We start from the raw sequence: 26,796 nt of genomic DNA, 5'->3' as shown, positions 1-26,796 counted from the left end.
TTTAAATAAAATTATTTATTTGTATAGATCAAGGGTGAGTAATTAACTAATATTTTTAGATGAACAGATTATTTTTCAATTCTATAATCTTCTTAGTAATTTTACCATATTACGTCAATATACTATATTACAATGACGACTAACATCATGAAATGGACTATATCTTTAATAATGTGCCTGTTAAAGCGTATAGAGACACTATATAAACACCAAAGAGCCCCATATGAAATAAGATAAAGATAATTCCATTTTAAGTTCGGTCCTACTAAAGATCACAACGAATTATGGCAAAAGTAGCGCTAGTAATATTTTATTATCTATTTTTTCTAAAAATGGTTTGCTTAAATATCATCACACAGGATCCATCCTATCTTCATGCGTTAATCTAAGTTAAAATCAAACTATAATGTTTAACTATTTAACAGATGAGGTATAACAGGAAATACATCTATGTCAAAACATCTAAATTATGATTTAGATCCAATTGAAACCCAAGAATGGATAGATTCAATTGAGTCTGTGATTCATGAAGAAGGCACAGAACGTGCTAAATACCTAATCAATGAAGTGCTAAAGGCTGCCAGTAAGAACGGAATTCAAACCAATGCTCATGCATGTGAAAAAAATTATATTAATTCTATTGCTCCAGAGGATGAACCAGAATACCCAGGTAATACGATTTTAGAGGATCGTATTTGTTCTGCTATTCGTTGGAATGCAATCATAACCGTGCTACGCGCGTCAAAAAAAAACTTAGAATTAGGCGGTCATATTGCATCCTTCCAATCTGCAGCCACTATATACGAAGTTTGTTTTAATCATTTCTTTCGTGCATGCAGCACAAAAGATGGAGGTGATCTAGTTTATTTTCAAGGTCACATATCTCCAGGAATATATGCCCGTGCTTTTTTAGAAGGTCGGATCACTGAAAAACAAATGGATAACTTTAGGCAAGAAGTTAATGGAGAGGGGTTGCCATCTTATCCCCATCCTAAACTTATGCCAAATTTTTGGCAATTTCCAACTGTTTCAATGGGTCTAGGTCCTGTGGCAGCGATATATCAGGCTAAATTTTTAAAATATCTTCACCACCGTAACCTGAAGGATACATCGTTTCAAACTGTTTATGCGTTCTTAGGAGACGGTGAGATGGATGAACCAGAATCCAAAGGTGCTATTACCATTGCAAGCCGGGAAAAATTAAATAACCTAGTATTTATTATTAATTGTAATTTACAACGCTTGGATGGACCAGTAACGGGGAATAGCAAAATTATTAATGAACTTGAAGGGGTTTTTGCTGGAGCTGGCTGGGAAGTCATTAAAGTTATTTGGGGAGGGGGCTGGGATCAGCTATTGCATAAAGATGCTAGTGGTACATTAATCCATTTGATGAATGAAACTATTGACGGTGATTATCAAACTTTAAAATCTAAAAATGGTTCTTATATACGTAAACATTTCTTTGGAAAGTATCCTGAAACCAAAAAACTTGTAGAAGATATGACAGATGATGAAATCTGGAATCTTAACCGAGGTGGTCATGATCCAAAAAAAATTTATGCGGCACTCAAAAAAGCACAAGAAAACAAAGATAAACCAGTTGTTATTCTTGCTCATACAGTGAAAGGTTATGGAATGGGTGAAACAGCTGAGGGGAAAAATATTGCCCACCAAGTAAAAAAAATGAGTATAGACAGACTGCGTTATATTAGAGATCGTTTTCAAATTCCAGTAGATGATGAAAGTATTAAATATTTACCTTATATAACCTTTAAAAATGACTCCGATGAATATAAATACCTCCACGAGCAACGAAAAAAACTAGGTGGATATCTACCTATGCGTCAAGCCACTGCTTATAAAGAATTAGAAATACCACCATTAGAAGAATTTCGCTCGTTATTCATTGAGCAAAACAAAGAAATATCCACTACTATAGCATTTGTGCGCATCTTAAATATTTTATTAAAGCATGCAAGTTTTAAAGAACAAATAGTGCCTATTATTGCGGATGAAGCACGTACTTTCGGAATGGAAGGCTTGTTTAGAAAAATTGGGATCTATAACCCGCATGGACAACAGTATAATCCATCAGATCGAGAACAAGTAGCTTACTACAGAGAGGATAAAAAAGGGCAGATCCTTCAAGAAGGAATTAACGAAATAGGTGCAGCTTGCTCATGGTTAGCGGCAGCGACATCTTATAGTACAAATAATATGCCCATGATCCCATTCTATATCTATTATTCTATGTTCGGCTTTCAGCGTATTGGAGACTTATTGTGGGCAGCAGGTGACCAACAAGCCCGTGGATTTCTGATTGGTGGCACTTCAGGTCGTACAACTCTCAATGGTGAAGGATTACAGCATGCAGATGGTCATAGTCATATCTATGCTCTGACCATTCCAAACTGCATATCCTGGGATCCAGCATATGCTTATGAAGTAGCGGTGATCATTCATCATGGCTTACTGCGTATGTATGGCAGTGCACAGGAAAACATTTACTATTATATTACTACTATAAATGAAAATTACCATATGCCTAGCATGCCATCAGAAGTTGAATATGGCATCTGCAAGGGTATATATAAACTAAATAGCAAAGAAGGATCTGCAGGAAAAGTGCAGTTATTAGGATCAGGTTCTATGTTACAATACGTATGTCAAGCAGCAGATATTCTCAAGAGAGACTATAATATAGGATCTGATGTTTATAGTGTTACCTCATTTACCGAACTGGCTCGTGATGGTCAGTGTTGTGAACGATGGAATATGTTACATCCATCTAAAACACCACGAATCCCATATATCACTCAAATCATGAATAATGCACCTGCTATAGCATCAACTGACTATATGAAGTTATTTGCTGAACAAGTTCGAAATTTTATTCCAACTGATAATTATCGGGTACTGGGTACAGATGGGTTTGGTTTATCAGATAGTCGCAAAAACCTACGTTATCATTTTGAAATTGATAGTACTTATATAGTAATTGCTGCGTTAACTGCATTGGCTAAAAATAATACCATTAATAAAAAAGAGATATCAGTAGCTATTACAAAGTTCAATATTGACGCTGATAAAAGGAATCCATATTTGCTTTAATTTAAGAGGTAATACAAAATGACTATTGCAATTTCTGTTCCTGATATTGGGGCTGATTTAGTTGAAGTAACTGAGATCTTAGTAAAGATTGGTGATGTAATTGAATATGAGCAACCGCTATTAGTTATCGAAGGCGAAAAAGCTTCTATGGAAATACCCTCTCCACAATCTGGTGTAGTAAAAGAGATTCAAGTCAACCTAGGAGATAAAATACATACCGGAGAGATCATAATGATCTTTGAGGTTACAGAGGAAGCCAGCGCCGGGGAATTTTTAAAAAATCATTCCACAAAAACAAAGATCTTACCGACGACAAGCTCCTATACAGGTCTGCATTTACCAGAACTTCATGATAATGCAGTTAAAGTTATTAAAATCTTAGTTACCGTCGATCATAATATTAGCGCCAGAGAATCAATACTTCTAGTAGAGGACAATCAGAAAGAGTTAATAGAAATCCAATCCCCTATTTCAGGAAGAGTATACGAGATAAAAATCAAACATGGGGAGATAATTTCAATTGGTATGCTTATGATGATCGTTAATATTGAAAATATAAAAGAATCTTCTTCATCAGAAAAAGGATTAACTCACTCTATACATAAAACCACATTTATCAAAAATCAAGCATACATTCATGCCACACCTTTTATTCGACGTTTAGCTAGGGTATTTAATGTTAATCTTGATTATATAAAAGGCACTGGATATAAATCAAGAATTTTACAAGAAGACTTAATGCAACATATACAACATACAACACATAATACTTCAAATGCTAATAAAATCATCACAGTTAATAATATAGCACAAAATATAGCGCCATGGCCCATAATTGATTATACATCATTTGGCAAAACTAATGAAATATCCATGAGTCGTATCCAAAAAAAAACTGGTGCAAATCTAAAAAGAAATTGGCTCATGATTCCACATGTTACCCATTTTGACAAAGTAGATATCACTGATTTAGAAGAATTCCGAAAAAAACAAAACAGTATAGCACTTAAAGAAAATCTAAACATAAAACTTACCCCCCTAGTATTTATTATAAAAGCTGTTGCTGTGGCGCTCAAAAAAATGCCACGCTTTAATAGTTCATTATCTTTAGATGAACAGAAACTGATCCTAAAAGAATACACCCATGTCAGCATAGCTATCGATACCATAGATGGCTTAGTAGTCCCGGTCCTTAAAGATGTCAATAAAAAAGGTATTATCGAGCTGTCTCATGAGTTAAGCAATATTTCTACAAAAGCACGTAATAATCAGTTAACTGCAAAAGAAATGCAAGGAGGTTGTTTTACTATTTCTAGTATTGGTCGTTTAGGAACAACTCATTTTACACCTATTATCAATGCACCAGAAGTAGCTATCCTGGGCATTTCTAAATTTGTAACAGAGCCTGTCTGGAATGACAATAAATTTATACCACGTTTAATTATGCCAATTTCTTTATCTTTTGATCACCGTGTAATTGATGGGGCCGATGGCGCACGATTTATTACTATACTCAATAAGACAATATCTGATATTCGCTATCTAGCAATGTAAATCTATAATTAGATATGTATCCATCATTAATATACATTGTTTGTACACTGCATTATGTAATCACTGAATAACAGATCATAATTTTTAAGCATAATAAAAACATAATTATTTATAATCATATCATAATCAGATTATCCAAGAATATTAGGAGGTTATAATGACTGATCACATTCAAACTCAAGTTGTTGTTATCGGGGGTGGTCCTGCAGGTTATTCTGCGGCATTTCGTGCGGCAGATTTAGGTTTTCAGACAACTATAATAGAACATCAAAAAAATTTAGGTGGAGTTTGCCTGAATGTAGGTTGTATTCCCTCTAAAGCTTTATTGCATGTTGTAAAAGTACTCAAGGAAATAAAAGAACTTAAAAATAATAATATAGTTATTAGTGATCCAAAAATAAATCTTGAGGCAATGCGTAACTGGAAGCAAAAGGTTATCCACAAATTAAGTAGAGGCTTATCTAGTGTTGCAATCAAGCGTAAAGTACCTATAATACAAGGTGTTGGTAAATTTAGTAGCGCTAATACACTAGAAGTTATTGCACAAGATGGTTCGTGTACTACTATTACTTTTAATCATGCAATTATCGCGACAGGTTCATCGCCTATTAAAATATCAGGTGTTCCATATGATGACGAACGGATTTGGGACTCTACCTCTGCACTTGAATTAAATTCAATACCAGAGAGACTTCTTATAATAGGTGGTGGAATTATAGGTCTTGAAATTGCTTCAATTTATTATGCTCTTGGATCAATAATTGAAATTATTGAAATGTCCGCGCAATTAATTTCTCCTGTAGATACAGATGTCATACAGTTCTTTACTCGACATATTTCTAAACAATTTAAGATCATGTTAGAAAGTCAAGTGACATCTGTTACAGCGGAAAAAGATGGTATATATGTAACCATGACAGGCAAGCAAGCACCTATAGACACACAGCGTTATGATGCGGTTTTAATAGCAGTTGGTCGCTCACCAAATGGTAGAAACTGTGGAGCAGAGAAGGTTGGCATTCAAGTAGATAAAGTCGGTTTTATTTCTGTTAACAATCAAATGCGCACTAATATTCCACATATTTTTTCTGTTGGTGATGTAGTTGGACAACCAATGCTAGCACATAAAGGAATGCATGAAGGTCATATTGCAGCTGAAGTTATTTTTGGAAAAAAATATTATTTTGATCCAAAAGTTATTCCATGTATTGCCTATACTGATCCAGAAATAGCTTGGGTTGGTGTAACTGAAAAAGATGCTAAAGAAAAAAACATTTCTTATGAAGTCTCAACCTTCCCCTGGTCCGCTTCAGGTCGAGCTCTTGCATCTAATTGTACAAATGGTATCACGAAACTAATCTTTGATAAAAAAACGCATCGTGTTATTGGTGGTGCAATTATTGGAAGCAATGGCGGTGAACTCTTAGGTGAAATTGGTTTGGCTATCGAAATGGGATGCGATGCAGCAGATATCGCACTAACCATTCATGCACATCCCACTCTGCATGAGTCAATTGGTCTCACAGCGCAAGTATTTGAAGGTAGTATCACTGATATCCTGAACCTGAAATGCAGTACAAAACTTTAGTTAATGACACTAACGTAGTGAGCTATTATAAATTATGAGCTTATCATACCAGAAAAGTTTTTATATAGCATAATTTTCCTAAAATGCCATACATTTTTAGCTATATTCAGCTGAATAATACATTAAGTTTCCAGAATACTTACACTTTTAATGATTGTTCATGAACCCAAGTATTGCACTAGTAAAATAACGAGGATAAATGATATGAGTGATCTCACGCATAGTCAATTATTAATTTTGGGCTCAGGTCCAGCTGGTTATACTGCGGCTATATATGCAGCACGCGCTAACTTACATCCAGTATTAATCACAGGTATAGAAAAGGGTGGGCAATTAACCACTACAACCGATGTCGAAAACTGGCCGGGTCATGCTTATGATTTGACGGGGCCAGCCTTAATGGATAGAATGCATGAGCATGCACTAAAATTTAATACTCAGATAATTAATGACCAAATTATGAGCGTTAACCTCCATAAAAAACCTTTTTTATTACATGGTGAGAAAAATCGATATAGCGCTAATGCACTAATTATTGCGACTGGTTCTTCCGCTCGTTATCTCGGGTTACCTTCAGAAGAGGCATTTAAAGGACGAGGTGTATCTGCTTGCGCAGTTTGTGATGGTTTTTTTTATCGCGATAAAAAAGTTGCAGTCATTGGTGGCGGTAATACCGCGATAGAAGAAGCATTATATTTGACTAATATTGCCTCTGAAGTTCATCTTATTCATCGTCGAAGCACTTTTCGTGCGGAAAAAATTCTTGTAGACCGTCTCTACAAAAAAATTAATCAAAAAAATATTTTTCTGCATGTTAATTATACTTTAGACTTGATATCAGGTGACCAAAATGGCGTTAATTTATTACGATTGCGCTCAACTCAAGGGACTTTAACAAAAAATTTAAAAGTTTCCGGTGTATTTATTGCTATCGGTCATACCCCAAATACAAAAATATTTGATAATCAACTATCCTTGCATGACGGTTATATTCAAGTGCAATCAGGCATGTATGGCAATGCCACACAAAGCAGTGTGCCTGGCGTATTTGCTGCTGGTGATGTGGTAGATCATATTTATAGACAAGCTATTACCGCAGCAGGAAGCGGATGTATGGCAGCACGTGACGCTGAGCGTTATCTGGATGAGATAACATAAAACTCATTACGTGACCAGAGTTTTAATTTTTTTAGGTCGAGGATCCATTTCAATAATGCATAAAGATTCTCTAATTTATTAAAAATATTATAGTCACTAATTTCTGTAAACTGTTATTATTTTACATTAGTTACTAATGTATGCATATTATATTATATGATATATAATCATAAGAATAATGGTTATAAACCATATTACTTTTTTATTTTCACGAGTTATAACCTATACAAATATTATTTACAATCGATATCAAAACATGCACAGTGAATCATTTTAAATATCTACTTCTCTAGTCATTAACATCGACTAACTTAAAATGTCTAAATAATTCTTCTTAACTTTGCAACATACTAAAACAAGATATGTAATATACTATTACAAGTTTTAAAAAACCCTGTCTATATGCATATATAGACAGGCTAATATGATAGTTGCGGGGAAAGATTTTTATTGTTTATTGTAGAAGCTCTTATATAATTTATCTTGTATATCTGTTGATCTAATAGCATTTTAGAAATTTATTTTATAAAAGACCTATAATAGGAGCATGCAATGATATTTTTTATAGTCTCTATCTATAATAGAGACATTAAAACTACTATAACCGATCAATATCTTAAGGTAAAATAGTGAACATTCAGAGTTTTCTTTCACAAAAAGTTAGTCAGGCTATGCTTTTATCAGGTTTACCAGAAAATTATAAACCTCAGGTTTATCAGTCGGAACAAGTAAAGTTTGGTCATTACCAAGTAAATAGCATGATGGCATTAGCAAAAAAGTTGCATCTATCACCAATAAAACTAGCAAAACAAGTTTTAGAAAAGTTAGATCTCCACGGGATCGCCCAAAAAGTTGAAATCATAAGCCCAGGGTTTTTGAACATTTTTCTTGAACCAAAATGGTTAGCCCTACAAATTGATGATGTATTAGAAAAAGATAAACTTGGTATTACACCTATCAAAAAACAGACTATTGTTGTAGATTACTCCTCACCAAATGTAGCCAAAGAAATGCATGTGGGTCACTTACGCTCCACTATTATTGGTGATGCCATGGTGCGTACACTGGAGTTTCTTGGGCATCATGTAATACGTGCCAATCATATTGGAGATTGGGGTACTCAGTTTGGCATGTTAATTGCTTTTTTAGAAGAAAAAAAAATTAAAAATTACGAAAAAATTACTTTAAGTTATTTAGAGATTCTATACTGTAAAGCCAAACATGCATATGATGAGGATGTAAAATTTGCTGAACGTGCTCGCGAGTATGTTGTAAAACTACAAAATGGCGATGATTATTGCCGCAAATTGTGGAAACAATTAGTACATATAACCATGACACAAAATCAGGCCCTCTATGATCGCATGAATGTTACACTAACATCTCAAAATATAATGGGTGAAAGTTTATATCAAAATATGATGTCAGATATTGTATCTGACCTCAGGTCTAAGAAACTTGCAGTACAAAGTCAAGATGCAGTAGTAGTCTTTCTAAATGCAGAGCGCGATAAGTCTAGTGAGCCGACAGGGGTCATTATTCAAAAAAAGGATGGCGCTTATTTATACACTACAACTGATATTGCTTGCGTTAAATATCGTTGCGAAACTCTACACGCAGACCGCATCCTTTATTATATTGATTCGCGTCAAAAGCAACATTTAGCTCAAGCGTGGCAGATCGCTCGAAAAGCTGGTTATGTTCCAGAAAGCGTCCAACTAGAACACCATATGTTTGGGATGATGCTAGGTAAAAACGGAAAACCTTTCAAAACTAGAACCGGTAATACTATTAAGTTATCTTATTTACTAGATGAAGCTATAAATCGTGCTACTAGATTAGTATTAGATAAAAACCCAGAAAAAACAAAACAAGAATTACAAACCACAGCGGAGATTATTGGTATTGGATCAATGAAATATGCCGATTTAGCAAAAAATCGCACCACAAATTATATTTTTGATTGGGATAGTATGCTATCTTTAAAAGGTAATACTGCTCCATATATACAATATGCTTATATTAGAGTATTATCAATATTTCGTAAAGCAAACATCAATCTAAAAAAACAACTAAACGGATCTCTATATCTTTCAAGTAATCATTCAGTAGAATTAGCTCTTAATCTATTACGATTTGATGAAACAGTAAAAAAAGTTGCTCGCGATGGAATGCCTCACATAATGTGCGCTTACTTATATACTTTATCTTCTAAATTTTCACAGTTTTATGAAACTTGTCAAATTCTTGAAGAAAAAGATAAAAAAATTAAACAAAGCTATTTAAAATTAGCACAGTTAACAGCAAAAACTTTAAAACAAGGATTAACTCTTTTAGGTATTAAAACTGTAGATCACATGTAAATAAATAACTCAATCAACAAATATAGTCAGTTTTTGTTTTAATTTAATATAGGTTCATTAATAATCCAAAGCACTTATTAATAATCAATCATAATTAGACTCTACAACAAGAGTGCCTGTTAAGTCTCTGATCGTTGCAATAGCATATCTATGATTCGCATGTCTAATCTTTTCAAAGATATAACCTAATATGGTCAGCTGCCCAATTCTATAAGATGTAGAATAAAAATTCTACACTGATCATTATACACCTGTATTAAATTTTCTATTACTGCAATGAATGCATGTGATAGGCTTTGTAATAAATCCACGCTCAATCACAACACCAACTTGTTCTGCCTGTTCTACTGCGCTTGGTTTGCTAACTTTAACACGAACCCATAAAGACGAAAATGTATTAAGTAATAAGGTCGCCACTTCCTCTGCTACACGCTCAATTAGTAAAAATTGCCCACTACTCACAAAAGTTATGACAGCCTCTGCTACACTAGCATAATTTAAACAATCTTTTATGTTATCACTAATACCTGCTTTACTGACATCTAATCCTATTTGAAGATCAAGCAACAATTTTTGCGGGACAACTTTTTCCCAATCATAAATCCCAATAGTGGCGATCACACTGAGTTTATCAATAAATATTATATCCATAATATTTCTCTTTCATTGTATAGTAACCAATTATATTAAGTTTAGTATGTCTTCAAAAATAGCATGCATAAATATAGAAACGATACTATCCGTTACTTTGATATATTTTAATATACAAGGATTTAAATAACTATGAGCGGTTAGATAAAATTAGAACGCAGGTACATACTACAAGAATTGCTAAAATTCTCAAGAAATAAACACAAACATCTATTAACAATAATATATATAGTTCTATACAAAAGAATATAATAAATATTAAAATTCTATTTAAATGAAAATTTCATCTTTATCATTAAGGATCAAAGCAAACTGTTCATATTTTAAATATTTAAATAAGCAATTTCACTATATTCTTATGAAACCTACTGCTTTAATGTATTTAAGATAAAATCTTATCTATTTATTACCACTCCTATTCCTTCATATCTTGATTTATTTTAAAAAGTTAATTTTAAAAACATCTTATTTTAATATCATATATCATTCTATGATATAATCATCAATCTGTAAGTATTCCAAAGTAGTTAGGAAAATCATAAAATAACATAAGCTTATTTCTTTCTATTATAATATATAAGATTAAAAATCAGCGATTTTTAATAAAAGCTTATTATACAGGCTATTTTTAAAAAATATCACCAAAATAAAAAAACCTCTAAAGAAGTGTCATTATATACTAAAATAGTTAGGATAATGGCCAGCGAGGATACACTGCAATATCAAGTGAAGCATGTTTTGCTCTCTTAAGACGAATCGAACCAGCATATGCAATCATTGCTCCATTGTCTGTACAAAATTCAGGGCGAGCATAAAAGACCTCTCCATTACGTCTTTTCATCATATCTGCTAATTTTTTTCGTAATAAAAAGTTGGCACTAACCCCTCCAGCAACGACTAATCTTTTAAAGCCACTTTGATCTAAAGCGCGCTGACATTTAATAAGTAATGTATCGACTACCGCATCTTCAAAAGCACAAGCAATATCAGCACGGACTTGCCGCGTATTGGCATTATTATAAATAGTCTGAGCTGCAAAGGTTTTTAAACCAGAAAAACTAAAATCTAATCCAGGTCGATTGGTCATCGGTCTTGGAAAAATAAAACGTCCACGTACACCATGTTGAGAAATTTTAGATAGTTCGCGACCACCAGGATAGCCTAATCCTAATAATTTAGCGATTTTATCAAACGCTTCACCTGCTGCGTCATCAAGAGACTCTCCTAGTAACTCATAACAACCCATTGCAGTGACACTAATCAACTGCGTATGACCACCAGATACTAATAAAGCAATAAACGGAAAATCTGGGGGATTTGTTTCCAACATTGGCGAAAGAAGATGTCCTTCCATGTGATTAATAGCAATAGAAGGAATATTTAAAGAAAATGCTAACGATCGCCCAATGCATGCCCCTATTAGTAAAGAACTAACTAAACCAGGGCCTGCGGTATAAGCAACTGCATCAATATCCTTTACTGTTAATTTAGATTCTTGTAACGTAGCCTTTATAAGTGGCACAGTTTGTTGAAGATGATGGCGGGCAGCTAGCTCAGGAACTACACCACCATAAGTCTCATGAGCCTTCGATTGAGTATGCAATTGATTTGCTATTAAACCTGCATGAGAGTCATAAATAGCAATCCCCGTTTCATCACAGGATGTTTCAATACCAAGCACGCGCATTAATTCCACCTTATACTGACAATATATAATAGTACAAATGATTTTCCTGTAAACATGATGTTAATTAGAACATGCTGCCAATAACTTAAAAGTATGCTACTATATAAGATTATTAGATTAATTAATAATTAATCATATTAAAAAAATACCTTAAATTCTTTAATCTATTATCGCTAAAAATTAATGAATAGTATAGAATCTCACCTAGCTGTTTGATTAAAACCCAGTCTATTTATTATTCATTTCATGTTATACTTCTTTACAATACAGGTAACACTAGGGTAAATTTAAATATTTTATTATAAAACATATTTTAATTGGCCAAAAAGCCAACGAAAAACTACATGCTTTAACGTGAGGGTTGCATGCCAGTAATAAAAGTACGTGAAAATGAGCCATTCGACGTAGCACTACGTCGTTTTAAACGCTCCTGTGAGAAAGCAGGGGTTTTAGCTGAAGTTCGTCGTCGTGAATTTTATGAAAAACCAACAACTGAACGAAAACGTGCTAAAGCATCTGCTGTTAAACGCCATGCAAAAAAATTAGTACGAGAAAATGCACGCCACACTCGTCTTTATTGACAGCTAAAATGATTATACCAGTTTGATAAAATAGTTACTTATTAATGTGGCCGTGTTTTCCTATTAGAAACGCGGCTTATTTTTATTGGTTTTATACTCCGGAAGTTGCAACTTATTTCATAAGTCAAATGAGAACATCATAAACATTAATAGGATATCATGTTACAACGTATTCCACCTGAATTTATAAGGGACCTTCTAGGACGTACAGATATTGTTGATCTTTTCAATACTCGTCTTACATTAAAAAAACAAGGTAAGAATTACTATACACACTGTCCATTTCATAAAGAAAAAAACCCTTCTTTTATTGTGAATGAAGAGAAACAATTCTATCATTGTTTTGGTTGTGGTGCGCATGGAAATATAATTGATTTTCTCATGAAATATGATCATTTAACATTTATTGAAAGCATTGAAGAACTAGCAGCTAATTGTAATCTACCAATACCATATGATAAAAATAATAGTGTAAAAGTTTTTTCATATACTCACCACAAGCATTTATATAAATTTATGCAGGATTTATGTCTTTTTTATCAAAAAATCTTAGAACAGACATTATCATCAGTAGCAAAAAATTATCTTGAAGCACGCGAAGTTAGTCAGATAGTTATTCAACGTTTTTCTATTGGATACGCCCCACCTGGATGGAATAATTTATTAAAATATTTTGGAAGTAACGCATTATATCGTCAATTATTGCTTGAGACTGGAATGCTTATAAAAAATCTTCAAGGACATTCTTATGATCGATTTCGCGAACGAATTATGTTTCCTATTCATGACAAACTAGGTCGGGTAATTGGTTTTGGAGGACGAGTTCTTGATAATGGAACACCAAAATACCTCAATTCACCAGAAACTGTAATCTTTCATAAAGGCAATCAATTATATGGTTTATACGAAACACTAAGGAAGAATTCTCAACCTTCAAAATTATTAGTTGTAGAAGGATATATGGATGTTCTGGCGTTATCTCAGTTTGGAGTAGATTATGCGGTAGCATCCTTAGGTACTTCTATTACAGATAAACACATTCAGACATTATTTCGTGTAACACATACAGTGATCTGTTGCTATGATGGAGATGATGCTGGACGTCATGCCGCATGGCGCATGCTAAAAACCGCACTACCTTATATGCACGACGGTTATCAATTACGGTTTATGTTTTTACCTGACAAAGAAGACCCTGATACAATCATACGTAAAGAAGGTCAAAAATTATTTGAAATGCGTGTTCAGAATTCCGTTCCTATGTCAACATTAATTTTTACCACATTAATTTCACAAATTAATCTATGCGATCCAGAAGGACGAGCCAGACTTAGTACTTTGGTGTTACCTCTCATTCAAATGATACCAGGAGAGCTTTTACGCATATATCTACTGCAAGAGCTAGGTAATAAGTTAGGAATAATTGATGAAGGTCAGTTAAATAAATTTTTATCACAAAAAAGTAAGAATACACAACCTATTTTTACACGCTCATTTTTTGAAAAAAACACTACTATGCGCATATTAATCGGTTTATTAGTCCAAAATCCTACTCTATCTAATATCATACCACCAGTAGATGGACTAGAAAAAGCAAAAATACCAGGTTTAAAGCTTTTTCTTCACCTATTAAATACTTGCCTTAGTTGTCCTTCCTTAACAACGGGGCAACTGTTAGAAGTATACCGCAATACAAAATTTATCAAACACCTTGAAAGACTGGCAATCTGGAACCACATGATTGTTGATGAACAAATAAAAACTATGTTTTTAGACGCTTTTTATAATCTTTATCAACGATCTCAGCAACTAAAACTGGAAAAGCTTATTGCTCTTGATCGTGTCAATGGTTTAAATAGCCAGGAGCGTCGTTCACTATGGGCATTAAGTCAAGCTATTAAGCTTACTACATAACTAATTTGTCAAATACTTTTCTATAATAGAAAAGAGAAACATTCCACAAATGATTCATAATGGCACTACTTTATATTCGTTCTCTTGATAACACAGAGAGTAATTTAGCCATTACTCACATAAAACGTTAGTATTTTTACCAATTAAATTAAAAATGTATAATCTCTTTAACAGGGTCTTACTATCATAATTACAACCCTAACACTATTACTCTTGGCAGATAGCCGTCCAAGATCAATCTAATTTTTAGAAGTATGGATACAACCTTATGGAGCAAAACCCACAGTCTCAGCTTAAATTACTGGTTACACGTGGTAAAGAACAAGGATATCTAACCTATTCTGAGATCAATGATCATCTGCCTGATGATATCGTAGACTCCGATCAGCTCGAAGATATCATTCAAATGATTAATAACATGGGAATTCAGGTTGTAGAAGAAGCACCTGATGCCGATGAATTAATACTAAACGAAAACAACAACGATACTGACGAAGATGCTGTGGAAGCAGCCGCTCAAGTTCTATCTAGTGTTGAGTCTGAAATTGGACGTACAACTGATCCGGTGCGTATGTACATGCGTGAAATGGGCACAGTTGAACTGTTGACACGTGAGGGTGAAATTGATATTGCAAAACGCATTGAAGATGGAATTAATCAAGTGCAATGTTCTGTTGCTGAATATCCAGAAGCAATTACATATCTTTTAGAACAGTATGAAAAAGTTCAATTAGACGAAGCCCGACTCTCTGATTTAATTACTGGATTTGTTGACCCAAATGCAGAAATAGATGTACCACCTACTACCACTCATATTAGCACGGATCTCCCTGCAGAAGAGGTCAGTGAGAATGAAGATGATGATGATGATGATGACTCTGATGATGAAACCTCAGATGATGAAAATAACATTGATGCTGAATTAGCACATGAAAAATTTAACGCTCTGAGAAATCAATATGAAATAACTCGTACTGTTATTAAATCTAGAAGCCGCAGTCATATTAATGCTCTTGAAGAAATAAAAAATCTCTCTGATGTATTTAAACAGTTTCGACTAGTCCCAAAGCAATTTGAATTACTAGTAAATAATATGCGCATCATGATGGAACGCGTACGAACACAAGAGCGTCTTATTATGAAACTATGTGTAGAATGGTGTAAAATGCCTAAAAAAAGCTTTATTGCTCTATTTACCGGTAATGAAACAAATGATAATTGGCTACAAACCGCAATAACCATGAATAAACGATGGTCAGAAAAACTCAAAGACGTTTCAAATGACGTAGCATATAGTCTTAAAAAACTTCAAGAAATTGAACAGGAAACTGGCTTGACTATTGAGCAAGTAAAGGATATTAACCGTCGAATGTCTATTGGTGAATTAAAAGCACGACGAGCTAAAAAAGAGATGGTGGAGGCAAATTTAAGACTAGTAATTTCTATTGCTAAAAAATACACTAATCGCGGTCTACAATTTTTAGACCTGATTCAAGAAGGTAATATTGGTTTAATGAAAGCAGTGGACAAATTTGAATATCGTCGCGGTTATAAATTTTCAACCTATGCTACATGGTGGATTCGTCAGGCGATTACTCGATCTATTGCCGATCAGGCACGTACAATTCGTATTCCAGTACATATGATTGAGACCATTAATAAATTAAACCGTATTTCACGACAGATGCTACAAGAAATAGGTCGCGAACCAACACCGGAAGAATTAGCTGAGAGAATGCTTATACCTGAAGATAAAATCCGAAAAGTGATGAAAATTGCTAAAGAACCAATATCTATGGAAACCCCAGTTGGGGATGATGAAGACTCACACCTTGGTGATTTTATTGAAGACACTGCTTTAGAGCTTCCTCTGGATTCCGCAACTTCTGAGAGTCTGCGTGCTGCAACATATGATGTATTAGAAGGGCTCACTGCACGTGAAGCAAAAGTTTTACGCATGCGTTTTGGAATCGATATGAATACTGATCACACATTAGAAGAAGTTGGAAAACAATTTGACGTCACTCGAGAACGTATTCGTCAAATTGAAGCAAAAGCATTACGTAAGTTACGTCATCCAAGTCGATCGGAAGTTTTGAAAAGTTTTTTAGACGATTAGGCTTATGATGTTTTTATTACAGTATATGTAATATATTGTTATCATCTAGAATAGTAATTTATATATATAATTCTGAGATGAAATGCGTTATATATAATTTGATCTATACTATTTAATAATCTTATAAAAAGACTAGAATTAGGACAGAACAAAAAAATCCTAATTCTAGTCCTGCACAAGATCAGAGATCATTCCTAATAGACTTATCTATTGAGTAAAAATATAACCTATTACTGCATTAAAAACTACAAAGTCATCAAAAAAATATAGTTAAATAACAATATACCGTATCTATTATGTAGATAAAGGAATAGGTATTTTAAACTGTAGTGACAAATCTAGTACTTCTTCAATACATGTGACAGGATGAATAGCTAAATTAGAAACAATATTATCTGGGATATCCTCCAGATCACGTTTATTTTCCTCTGGAATTAAAACTGTTGTAATACCACCGCGACGGGCCGCTAATAGTTTGTCTTTTAAGCCACCAATAGGTAATACTTGACCACGTAAAGTGATCTCACCAGTCATAGCAACATCAGAACGTACTGGATTACCAGTTAAACATGAAACAAGCGAAGTACACATTGCAATACCTGCGCTAGGACCATCTTTAGGTGTTGCTCCAGTTGGAACATGTACATGAATATCTTTTGTTTCATAAAAATCATTTTTAATACCTAATTTTGACGCCCGAGCACGAACTACTGTTAACGCAGCTTGAATCGACTCTTGCATAACTTCACCTAATGATCCTGTATAAGTGAGTTTCCCTTTACCAGGTACGCAAGCTGCCTCAATCGTTAGTAAGTCACCGCCGCCAAATGTAGTCCATGCTAACCCTGTTACCTGCCCTACGCGATTATGAGAATCAACACGAGTATAATCATAACGCTGGACACCAAGATAATCTTTTAAATTATCAGGGTTGATTGAAATCTTTTTGATAGTTTTATCTATAAGAAGCGTCTTAACCGCCTTACGACATAATTTTGATAGTTCTCTTTCTAGATTTCGCACACCAGCTTCACGTGTATAGTACCGAATAATACTAATGAGTGCGCTTTCATCAACAATTAATTCATCTTTTTTTAATGCATTTCTTTCGAATTGCTTAGATAACAAATGCTGCCTAGCAATATTCAGTTTTTCATCTTCTGTATAACCAGATAACCAAATTACTTCCATACGATCTAATAGTGCTGCTGGAATATTCGTTGAATTAGAGGTTGCGAGAAACATGACATCCGAAAGATCATAATCAACCTCTAGATAATGATCATTAAAAGCAACATTTTGTTCTGGATCTAGTACTTCAAGAAGCGCTGAAGACGGGTCACCACGCATATCCGATGACATTTTATCAATCTCATCTAGTAAAAATAATGGATTTTTTACTCCTGTTTTAGTGATCTTTTGAATAATTTTTCCAGGCATAGAACCAATATAAGTGCGACGATGACCGCGAATTTCCGCTTCATCACGCATCCCGCCTAATGCCATTCGTACATATTTTCTTCCAGTTGCTTTAGCAACAGACTGACCTAGAGAAGTTTTACCTACTCCTGGAGGACCGACTAAGCAAAGGATTGGTCCTTTTATTTTACTAGCCCGACTCTGAACAGCTAAATACTCCAGTATTCTGTCTTTCACAACAGTTAACCCAAAATGATCAATATCTAATGTTTCTTGTGCTTTTTGCAAATCTTTTTTCATCTTGCTACGATTGTACCATGGAACTTGTATCATCCAATCAATATAGCTACGAACGACAGTGGATTCTGCCGACATAGGTGACATCATTTTTAACTTGTTCAACTCGGCTTCAGTTTTTTCTCGCGCTTCTTGTGGCATTCTAGCTCGGTCAATCTTGCGTCTCCAGGCTTCATTTTCGTCAGGTGTATCCTCTATATCACCAAGTTCTTTTTGAATTGCTTTTATCTGTTCATTTAAGTAATACTCTCGCTGACTTTTTTCCATTTGTTTTTTTACACGAGCGCGAATACGTTTTTCAACTTGCAGTAATTCCATCCCTGATTCCATCATAGCCATTAAGTATTCTAAGCGTTTACTAACGTCTGACATCTCAAGAATAGACTGTTTTTCAGAGAGCTTTAATGTCATATGAGCGGCAACAGTATCAGAAAGACGCGCAGCATCATCAATATTATTAAGTGACGTTAATACTTCAAGTGGAATTTTTTTATTAAGTTTTATGTACCCCGCAAATTGATCAATTGCGGAACGTACTAGCGCTTCTTGTTCTTGCGCTTCCATTACTGAAGATACTAAATACTTAGCTTTGGCTGTAAAATAATCACCGTGATCACATAAAGTGGTAATCTGAACGCGTTGTAATCCTTCAACTAAAACTTTTACAGTACCATCTGGTAATTTTAGTATCTGTAAAATAGAGGAAACGGTTCCAACTAAAAAAAGGTCCTGAATGCTAGGTTCATCCGTTACAGATTCTTTTTGAGCAACGAGAATAATCTTTTTGTCTTGATTGATGGCGGTTTCTATACAGCAAATGGCTTTTTCACGTCCTACAAATAAGGGAATAACCATATGAGGATAAACCACTGCATCTCGTAACGGTAAGACAGGGATTTCGATGAATTCAGAACACTCAGGATTCATAAAGCTCTCTCTTATTTTCATTTTGGCCAAGGTGAATCAGGCCTCATAATTTTCAATAAATATTGTGGAATAAAATAGTAAGTTACTTGTGATAATAAAAATAAATAATATATAAATATATATGTATATCAAAATAAATACATAGCGTAATTTTTATGTAGAAGACATAATATTCCAAAAGTCATTTACAGTCATCATGCAGATATTTTTATAAAATTATATTTTTGTGTAAAATAAATAATTGAGAAAAATTATTTTACTTTTAATAATATTAATCTGATTGAATATTATTTATATGCTATGTATTTCTATCATTTTTCTTCTATACGATCCATGCATAATAAAATCTGATAGAATGATTCTATATTTTAAATGCTTCTATATTTTAGAAAATGATAATTTTAATATTATATATCATAATATAGACTACAATAACACATATCATCAAAATAAATTACAAAAAATAAATTGCAAATAATATTTTCTTTTTAGAAAAATCAAACAACAATACTTCTATCACATGTGTAATTATTATTATTTTTTACTAAAACATGAAAGCTATAAATCTATTCTACTATAGTCAACATGAAAAACTTTGTTTTAATATAGTTAGATATATAGTTAGATATTGAGTAGTAATTTTATGTCATTTTTTATTTTATGGGTTTTTGTATAAAAACTAACCACTAGCTTAAGCTTACACTATTCAATGGCAACTATATTCTATCAAGTTATATTAAAGAAAGCATGTAGTTCCAGTTTGCACATGTAAGTAATCCATGCTTCTTCTTTAGAAGAAAAACCAATATATACCCTTCGATTATATAAAAATAATATGTTCATGTATCGCATAAAATATAAGGGACCATAAAATCTGGCTCTTTAAGCATTAAATTTAAATTTTTAAAAAATTATTTTTTTAGGATAATGCGCTTTCTTGTGCTTCGTATAATAACTTGTAAATAAAGTGGACTTGTAAACACATAAAGCTAATAAATTACTTACATAGTAAAAATATAAAAATCTATACTAATCTAAAGTTATTTATAAAAATGATTTAAATCAGATTCAATTCTTTATATTGATTTATAAATAAAATATTAAATGTTATTTATAATAAATAATACGATTTATTAGACAATCAAACAGTAATCCTTTTACCAGATACTATGATTTTTTTATCAATGTCATTATATTCTTGATTGTTTATGTTGTAATTTTTTATTTTGAAATAACTAGTGAATTTTTAAATAATTCTCTGTAATATGCAAAGCTAAAAATAAAACATAATAATAACAAGATTAAATTTCATTAATACTCTAAAAAGAGGATTTTATTAGAATATTAATGAGAACTTATTATATAAATAATCATTTATATGCTTATTACTGCCATAATAAATTTAATAGAAATTATTAATATTTCTTAATCAGAATAAATTTACATTAAAATTAAAATTATTAATACAATATGTCAATCACTCTAAAAATATTTAGATTTAAGTTGCTTGATTTTTTTAATATCACAGTGAGAATAATATTCTTGAATATATAAAAGTATTAATATAAGAGCTTTAATGATTTTGATTGATAATATGACTCTATGAACACTTATTTTACTTATATCTCTTAAAATGGCATAAAATTAAATAACAACAAAAAAGGATACTTATAAGTTTAAAAATAAAATCTAAACTATGATAAATGAAACCTCTCTTAAATTACAAAATCACAAATCAAAACTTATTATTAGGATCTAATCCCATTAGAAGCTTGGAAGATAAACAGTAAATCACTATATATTATTCATGCTATTCTCATAACATGTACATACAGAGCAAATATAATATTGTTAAGTAACTTAATAAGTTAATTTATTTTTAATAAATACTAAAGCTATATATTCTTTTAAAGAAAACATTTAATATCAAATAGCTATAATATTTTAGCTTTATTGATAAATCTCTAGCAGATCAGAATAGATCTCCATATATATGTGCATGCAGTACATTTTTCATGCATTCTAGTTTTTTAGAAAATACAAAATTTATTTGAACATGCAATACTCAAATAAGATTTATCTATACTAGGTAGCTAGAGATAATATCTCTATAATTAGAAATATACTCATAATTCTGATAGTTCATTAAACATTAATAGATAATTATAAATCAAAACTAGACTTATTGCTTTCTAATCTTGTGTATTTTTTTTAAAACACGGATAAATTGTATACAAAGATCTTATGATGCTTATCTAGCAATTGCGATAGAAAAATACATTCTAAACAAGTCATAAATAATATGCCAACTATTATAGTTTAATAGCAAAATTTTATATTATTTTTTCTGTATTTTCTATATTTTATAGATAATTACTACCAGTAAATCCCAACTTCTACCACTAAAACACGAATAATCTCACGATTATTTACGTCATTAAGAAACTCTTTTAAATAATGTGCAGCTGCTCGACCAATACCGCGCACTGAACTTAATGTATTTAAATCAGCTGAAAGAAGAGAATTTAATGTAACAAAGTGAGATGCAAGATTTTCTGCTGTCACTAATCCAATTTTACTTATCCCTAAAGCGTATATAAAACGTGTAAAAGTAGTTTTTTTCGAGATACTCAGTGCATCTATTATATTCTGTGCTGACTTTTGTCCAATACCCTCTAAACTAGTAAGTTGATCTATTGTAAGCATAAAAAGATCAGCTGGATTATTTATATACCCTTTATCCACTAACTGATCAATTATTGTCTTACCAATGCCATTAATATTTAACGCTTTTCGAGAGGTAAAATGCCTTATAGCACTTTTACGCTGTGCAGGGCAAGATAAACCACCTGTACAGCGTGTAGCTGCTTCACCTGATATAAACTTTATCTCAGAACCACATCCTGGGCACTTTTTTGGAACAGTAATACTTTTTAAAACTAAATTACTATTAATGTTAGATTTTACAACACTAATTATTTGTGGGATGACATCACCAGCCCTACGAATAACCACGTTATCTCCAATTTTTAATCCAAGTCGATCAATTTCATACATATTATGCAAGGTTGCTCTACTTACAAGCACTCCTGCAATTCGGATGGGTTCTAATTGTGCAACCGGCGTAATAACTCCGGTACGACCAACTTGAAATTCTACATTATTTAATCTAGTAATAGCTTCTTGTGCTAAAAATTTAAAAGCTACTGCCCACCTTGGAGCATGCGCAGAAGAACCTATTTTCCTTTGTAGTTCTAAATCATCTACCTTAATTACTATCCCATCAATATCAAAACCAAAAAATGGACGATTTATTTCCGTATTATGATAAAATTTAATTACTTCTTCAGAAGAATAACAAAGACGCGTATAATCACTCACCGGTAATCCCCAAGCCTTAAAATATTGCAAACAAGCTATATGACTACACGGCATTGATCTACCTTTAAAAAAGCCCAATCCATAACACATAAAGGTTAGAGGACGTTTGGCTGTAATGCAAGGATCTAAATTACGCAAAGAACCAGAAGCAGCGTTACGCGGATTAGAGAAGATTTTATTTCCATCTCTATAGGCTGCTTGATTGATTTTTTTAAATCCTGAATGTGACATAAATACCTCTCCGCGCACTTCTAGATAAGCTGGGATATTATTACCTATGAGATATTTTGGAATAATGCCAATAGTTCTAATATTAGCAGTAATATCTTCTCCAATCAGCCCATCACCGCGAGTAGATGCCCGAACCAGGCTGCCATTGATATACAATAAGCTGACTGCTAAACCATCTAGCTTAAGCTCACAGCATAATGTAATGTCCCTACTAAGGTTCAATCTTTTTTTCAACCGCTGATGAAAAGCGAGATAACCGTTCTCATCTGATACAGTATCTAGAGATAACATCGGAATTTTATGATTAACTTGTTTGAAAATACCACTTAAAGAAGCTCCACCCACACATTGGGTTGGGGAATCCTGAGTGAGAAGATTAGGATTTTCGGTCTCTAATTTACGAAGAGTCTCCATCAGACGATCATATTCTACATCAGGTATTTCGGGTTCATTTATCACATAATATTGATATTGATAATTTCTGAGAAGAGTTTTAAGATAAGTAATAGTTTTTTGTACAGATTCCATACAATAGCATCCTAAAAGATACCAATTCATATGTTAAAATAAAATAAAAAATATTTATACTAATCATACAATTTTGATAATTATTTATTATACAGAGGCTATATTTTATAATGCCATAACCTAACTATTATTTCATACCTAATGAATATATCATTATCACCCATACTAGCATGATATACGAATTGTAACATATATCACTACTCTATTATCTAATTTATACGTTGTATAAACACAAAATCATAACTTATTAGTCAACGCAAGATACTAAATATTACATGATATCATTTTATTTCCTAAAAATTATATAAAAAACAAGATAGTTTAAATGGAATTTTAATATACTTGAATTATTTTATTAATTGGTCATACTATAATAGATTTATTAATCTACTGATAGTTCTAATATGGAAATCTCATTTTGCTGAATAAATAATTATAAAATAAGATACAAGAAATATAAAAACCACTCATAAAGAAAAAATATTAACAATCACAATAAATACTTGTCTAACAATAAAATATCCACTAAGTTCTAATACACTCAAGCAACCTTTATCTACTGATAATATGCCTCATTAAAATGTTACTTTAACCACTCACAAACATCAGTCGCGCTAATTTTTAGATCAATAAGATTTATTATCTATATCGCACAATAACAATTATTTTCATAATAAAGGATCACTAGCTCCATGAAAGAGCAATATCACCCCCAAGAAATAGAGGCCTATGTTCAAAAATACTGGGATCAACAAGAAACATTTAAGGCAACCGAGATTGAAAATAAAGAAAAATATTACTGTCTCTCCATGATTCCTTATCCTTCTGGCGCTTTACACATGGGGCACGTACGAAATTATACTATTGGTGATGTTTTATCACGTTATCATCGCATGCTAGGTAAAAACGTATTACATCCAATTGGGTGGGATGCTTTTGGACTTCCAGCCGAATCTGCAGCACTTGAGAATCATACACAACCATCATCTTGGACTTATTCCAACATTAACCATATGAAACATCAATTAAAATCACTTGGTTTAAGTTATGATTGGAGTCGTGAGATTACCACCTGTCAACCAGATTATTATCGTTGGGAACAATGGTTTTTTATTCAACTTTATAAGAAAGGTTTAGTTTATAAAAAAACTGAACCAGTTAATTGGTGCCCTCACCATATGACAGTATTGGCTAATGAGCAAGTTATTGATGGTTGTTGTTGGCGCTGTCATTCTCTTGTTGAGAATAAAAATGTCCCACAGTGGTTTATGAGAATCACAAATTATGCTGAGGAATTACTAAATAGTCTTGAGACTTTAAAGGAATGGCCTGAAAATGTTAAAACTATGCAAAAAAATTGGATTGGGCGCTCTGAAGGGGTAGAGATTGATTTTAAGGTTGTAGATAACACTGAAATAATCAAGATATATACTACGCGACCAGATACTTTAATGGGGGTGACATATATTGCCTTAGCAGCAAATCACTCAATAGCTAATTTAGCTACTATTCATGATCAATCCATAGCAAACTTTGTGAATAAATATTGTAAAACTAAAATATCTAAAGCGGATAGTGCAAAAATTGATAAAATTGGCGTGTTGACAAAACTGGTAGTAAAACATCCTCTCACGGGAGACCTATTACCGGTATGGATATCAAATTATGTAATAATGGAGTACGGCACAGGTGCTATCATGGGAGTACCAGCCCATAGTCAAAATGACTGGGAGTTTGCTCAAAAATATAATATACCTATTCAATCTGTTATTCTATCTACTGATAATAGCATTCCAGATCTTACTCAGTGTGCAATGACAGAAAAAGGCACGCTATTTAACTCTGGTGAATTTAATGGTCTATCATATGAAAAAGCTAGTATTATGATAGTTAATACAATAACTCAAAAAAGCATAGGAAGGCGAAAAATAAACTATCGCCTAAAAGATTGGAGTGTATCACGTCAAAGATATTGGGGCGTGCCAATCCCAATGATTACTCTAGAAGATGGTGAGATTTTACCTGTTTCAAATAATCAACTGCCAATTCTTTTACCAAAAAAAAATCTCTCTAATTATGTTACTAATTCTATAAAAATTAATGAAACATGGGCTAAAACCATCGTAAATGGTAAAAAAGCCTTTCGCGAGACTGATACTTTTGATACCTTTATGGAATCCTCCTGGTACTATGCGCGCTATACTTCTGCTAACTATGAAAAAGGAATGTTAGACCCAGCCTCTGCTAACTATTGGTTACCGGTAGATTGCTATATAGGAGGAATTGAACATGCTACTATGCACCTTCTTTATTTCCGTTTTTTTCATAAACTTTTGCGTGATGCCGGACTAGTAAATTCTAATGAACCTGTAAAACGTCTTCTGTGCCAAGGCATGGTTCTATCTGATTCTTTTTATTTTACCAGTAACCGAGGAGATCGTCGTTGGGTATCCTCTTCCAATATCATTATTGAGCGTGATCATAACGGAAAAATCCTACATGCTATAGATACAAATGGTAATAAATTAGTTTATGCTGGTATGACTAAAATGTCAAAATCTAAAAAAAACGGTATTGACGTAAAAACAATGGTAGACCGTTACGGCGCTGATACTATTCGATTATTTATTATGTTTGCAGCACCGCCAGATATGAGCTTAGAATGGAAAATTACAGGGGTTGAAGGAATGCAAAGATTTTTAAAACGGATATGGAAACTAGTTTGGCAGCATACTATGCTAGGTATTCCACCGATTCTTGATCATCCTGTATATCATTATGAACAGAAAATCTTGCGTCGTCATTTGCATCAAACAATTAGAAAAGTATCAAGGGATATAGGACAGCGTCAAGCATTTAATACAGCTATTTCTGCTATTATGAAAATAACAAAAAAAATGATAATTGCACCACAAAAAACGGAAACAGATCGCATGTTAATGCACGAAGCGCTTATCGCTATAGTTCGCATGCTACATCCTTTTACTCCTCATATTACCTTTATACTATGGAAAGCCCTTGGAGAAAAAGAAGATATAGATTATGCGCCATGGCCTCAAGAGGACAAAATTGCTACAATTGAAGAGAACCAATTAGTGGTTATCCAGATTAATGGTAGAATGCGTAGTAAGATGATACTAGAAAAAAACTTAAAACAGAAAGAAATACAAGAACGTGCTAAAAAAGACCCTGTAGTTCTAAAATATCTCCATGGCGCTCAAATTAAGAAAATTATTTATGTACCAGGAAAAATACTCAATTTTGTACTTACTTAAATTAGAGAG

At 32.8% G+C, this 26,796-nt stretch carries 13 protein-coding genes; 9 read left to right on the top strand and 4 right to left on the bottom strand.

All coding sequences use genetic code 11. The annotated features are described in order from the left end of the window. Positions 1 to 450 precede the first annotated feature (450 nt). From aceE to argS, 5 genes are all read left to right on the top strand, one after another. Complete coding sequence (aceE, locus tag ERCISPPS3390_RS01525) at positions 451 to 3,114, top strand: pyruvate dehydrogenase (acetyl-transferring), homodimeric type (RefSeq protein ID WP_197095096.1); 2,664 nt, start codon at positions 451 to 453, stop codon at positions 3,112 to 3,114. 18 nt (positions 3,115 to 3,132) lie between these two features. Continuing rightward, positions 3,133 to 4,668, top strand: coding sequence for a 2-oxo acid dehydrogenase subunit E2 (locus tag ERCISPPS3390_RS01520; protein ID WP_197095095.1), 1,536 nt, complete (start codon positions 3,133 to 3,135; stop codon positions 4,666 to 4,668). A gap of 154 nt (positions 4,669 to 4,822) precedes the next feature. Then, positions 4,823 to 6,256 (top strand): dihydrolipoyl dehydrogenase, encoded by a 1,434-nt coding sequence (gene lpdA / locus ERCISPPS3390_RS01515; protein ID WP_231517352.1) that lies wholly within the window; start codon positions 4,823 to 4,825, stop codon positions 6,254 to 6,256. A 204-nt stretch (positions 6,257 to 6,460) separates the two neighbouring features. Continuing rightward, entirely contained in the window at positions 6,461 to 7,414 is a 954-nt protein-coding gene (gene trxB, locus ERCISPPS3390_RS01510) for a thioredoxin-disulfide reductase (RefSeq protein WP_197095093.1), read from the top strand. 629 nt (positions 7,415 to 8,043) lie between these two features. Then, positions 8,044 to 9,777 (top strand): arginine--tRNA ligase, encoded by a 1,734-nt coding sequence (gene argS, locus ERCISPPS3390_RS01505; protein WP_197095092.1) that lies wholly within the window; start codon positions 8,044 to 8,046, stop codon positions 9,775 to 9,777. 243 nt (positions 9,778 to 10,020) lie between these two features. Here the strand turns inward: argS and folB are convergent, their stop codons facing one another. Further along, positions 10,021 to 10,428 (bottom strand): dihydroneopterin aldolase, encoded by a 408-nt coding sequence (gene folB / locus ERCISPPS3390_RS01500; protein WP_197095091.1) that lies wholly within the window; start codon positions 10,426 to 10,428, stop codon positions 10,021 to 10,023. A 688-nt stretch (positions 10,429 to 11,116) separates the two neighbouring features. Then, the gene (tsaD, locus tag ERCISPPS3390_RS01495) at positions 11,117 to 12,115 is read right to left on the bottom strand and encodes a tRNA (adenosine(37)-N6)-threonylcarbamoyltransferase complex transferase subunit TsaD (protein WP_197095396.1); all 999 of its coding nucleotides are present in this window, start codon (positions 12,113 to 12,115) and stop codon (positions 11,117 to 11,119) included. A 365-nt stretch (positions 12,116 to 12,480) separates the two neighbouring features. Between tsaD and rpsU the strand changes: the two genes are divergently transcribed. The 3 genes from rpsU to rpoD all read left to right on the top strand — a co-directional run bounded on the left by rpsU (position 12,481) and on the right by rpoD (position 16,729). Further along, positions 12,481 to 12,696, top strand: coding sequence for a 30S ribosomal protein S21 (gene rpsU / locus ERCISPPS3390_RS01490; protein ID WP_197095090.1), 216 nt, complete (start codon positions 12,481 to 12,483; stop codon positions 12,694 to 12,696). A gap of 159 nt (positions 12,697 to 12,855) precedes the next feature. Further along, entirely contained in the window at positions 12,856 to 14,610 is a 1,755-nt protein-coding gene (dnaG, locus tag ERCISPPS3390_RS01485) for a DNA primase (protein WP_197095089.1), read from the top strand. A 268-nt stretch (positions 14,611 to 14,878) separates the two neighbouring features. Beyond that, complete coding sequence (rpoD, locus tag ERCISPPS3390_RS01480; protein ID WP_197095088.1) at positions 14,879 to 16,729, top strand: RNA polymerase sigma factor RpoD; 1,851 nt, start codon at positions 14,879 to 14,881, stop codon at positions 16,727 to 16,729. Positions 16,730 to 17,023: 294 nt separating this feature from the next. On the opposite strand, the gene lon is transcribed toward rpoD, so the two are convergent. Both lon and ligA read right to left on the bottom strand, forming a co-directional pair. Continuing rightward, a complete protein-coding gene (gene lon / locus ERCISPPS3390_RS01475) occupies positions 17,024 to 19,372 on the bottom strand; it encodes an endopeptidase La (protein WP_197095087.1) in 2,349 nt (782 codons plus the stop codon). A gap of 2,376 nt (positions 19,373 to 21,748) precedes the next feature. Beyond that, a complete protein-coding gene (gene ligA, locus ERCISPPS3390_RS01470; protein ID WP_197095086.1) occupies positions 21,749 to 23,512 on the bottom strand; it encodes an NAD-dependent DNA ligase LigA in 1,764 nt (587 codons plus the stop codon). Between the two features lie 692 nt (positions 23,513 to 24,204). On the opposite strand from ligA, the gene leuS reads away from it, so the two are divergent. After that, entirely contained in the window at positions 24,205 to 26,787 is a 2,583-nt protein-coding gene (leuS, locus tag ERCISPPS3390_RS01465; RefSeq protein ID WP_197095085.1) for a leucine--tRNA ligase, read from the top strand. The last annotated feature ends 9 nt before the right edge of the window (positions 26,788 to 26,796 follow it).

This window comes from Candidatus Erwinia haradaeae (assembly GCF_900698885.1).
Classification (GTDB): domain Bacteria; phylum Pseudomonadota; class Gammaproteobacteria; order Enterobacterales; family Enterobacteriaceae; genus Erwinia_E; species Erwinia_E haradaeae_H.
This window is presented reverse-complemented; position numbering and strand designations above follow the sequence as displayed.

What these genes read in the sequence shown, in the direction of transcription:
- aceE (WP_197095096.1), top strand. Translation starts at nt 451, where the DNA reads ATGTCAAAACATCTAAATTATGATTTAGATCCAATTGAAACCCAAGAA.
- ERCISPPS3390_RS01520 (WP_197095095.1), top strand. Translation starts at nt 3,133, where the DNA reads ATGACTATTGCAATTTCTGTTCCTGATATTGGGGCTGATTTAGTTGAA.
- trxB (WP_197095093.1), top strand. Translation starts at nt 6,461, where the DNA reads ATGAGTGATCTCACGCATAGTCAATTATTAATTTTGGGCTCAGGTCCA.
- folB (WP_197095091.1), bottom strand. Translation starts at nt 10,428, where the DNA reads ATGGATATAATATTTATTGATAAACTCAGTGTGATCGCCACTATTGGG.
- tsaD (WP_197095396.1), bottom strand. Translation starts at nt 12,115, where the DNA reads ATGCGCGTGCTTGGTATTGAAACATCCTGTGATGAAACGGGGATTGCT.
- rpsU (WP_197095090.1), top strand. Translation starts at nt 12,481, where the DNA reads ATGCCAGTAATAAAAGTACGTGAAAATGAGCCATTCGACGTAGCACTA.
- dnaG (WP_197095089.1), top strand. Translation starts at nt 12,856, where the DNA reads ATGTTACAACGTATTCCACCTGAATTTATAAGGGACCTTCTAGGACGT.
- rpoD (WP_197095088.1), top strand. Translation starts at nt 14,879, where the DNA reads ATGGAGCAAAACCCACAGTCTCAGCTTAAATTACTGGTTACACGTGGT.
- lon (WP_197095087.1), bottom strand. Translation starts at nt 19,372, where the DNA reads ATGAATCCTGAGTGTTCTGAATTCATCGAAATCCCTGTCTTACCGTTA.
- ligA (WP_197095086.1), bottom strand. Translation starts at nt 23,512, where the DNA reads ATGGAATCTGTACAAAAAACTATTACTTATCTTAAAACTCTTCTCAGA.
- leuS (WP_197095085.1), top strand. Translation starts at nt 24,205, where the DNA reads ATGAAAGAGCAATATCACCCCCAAGAAATAGAGGCCTATGTTCAAAAA.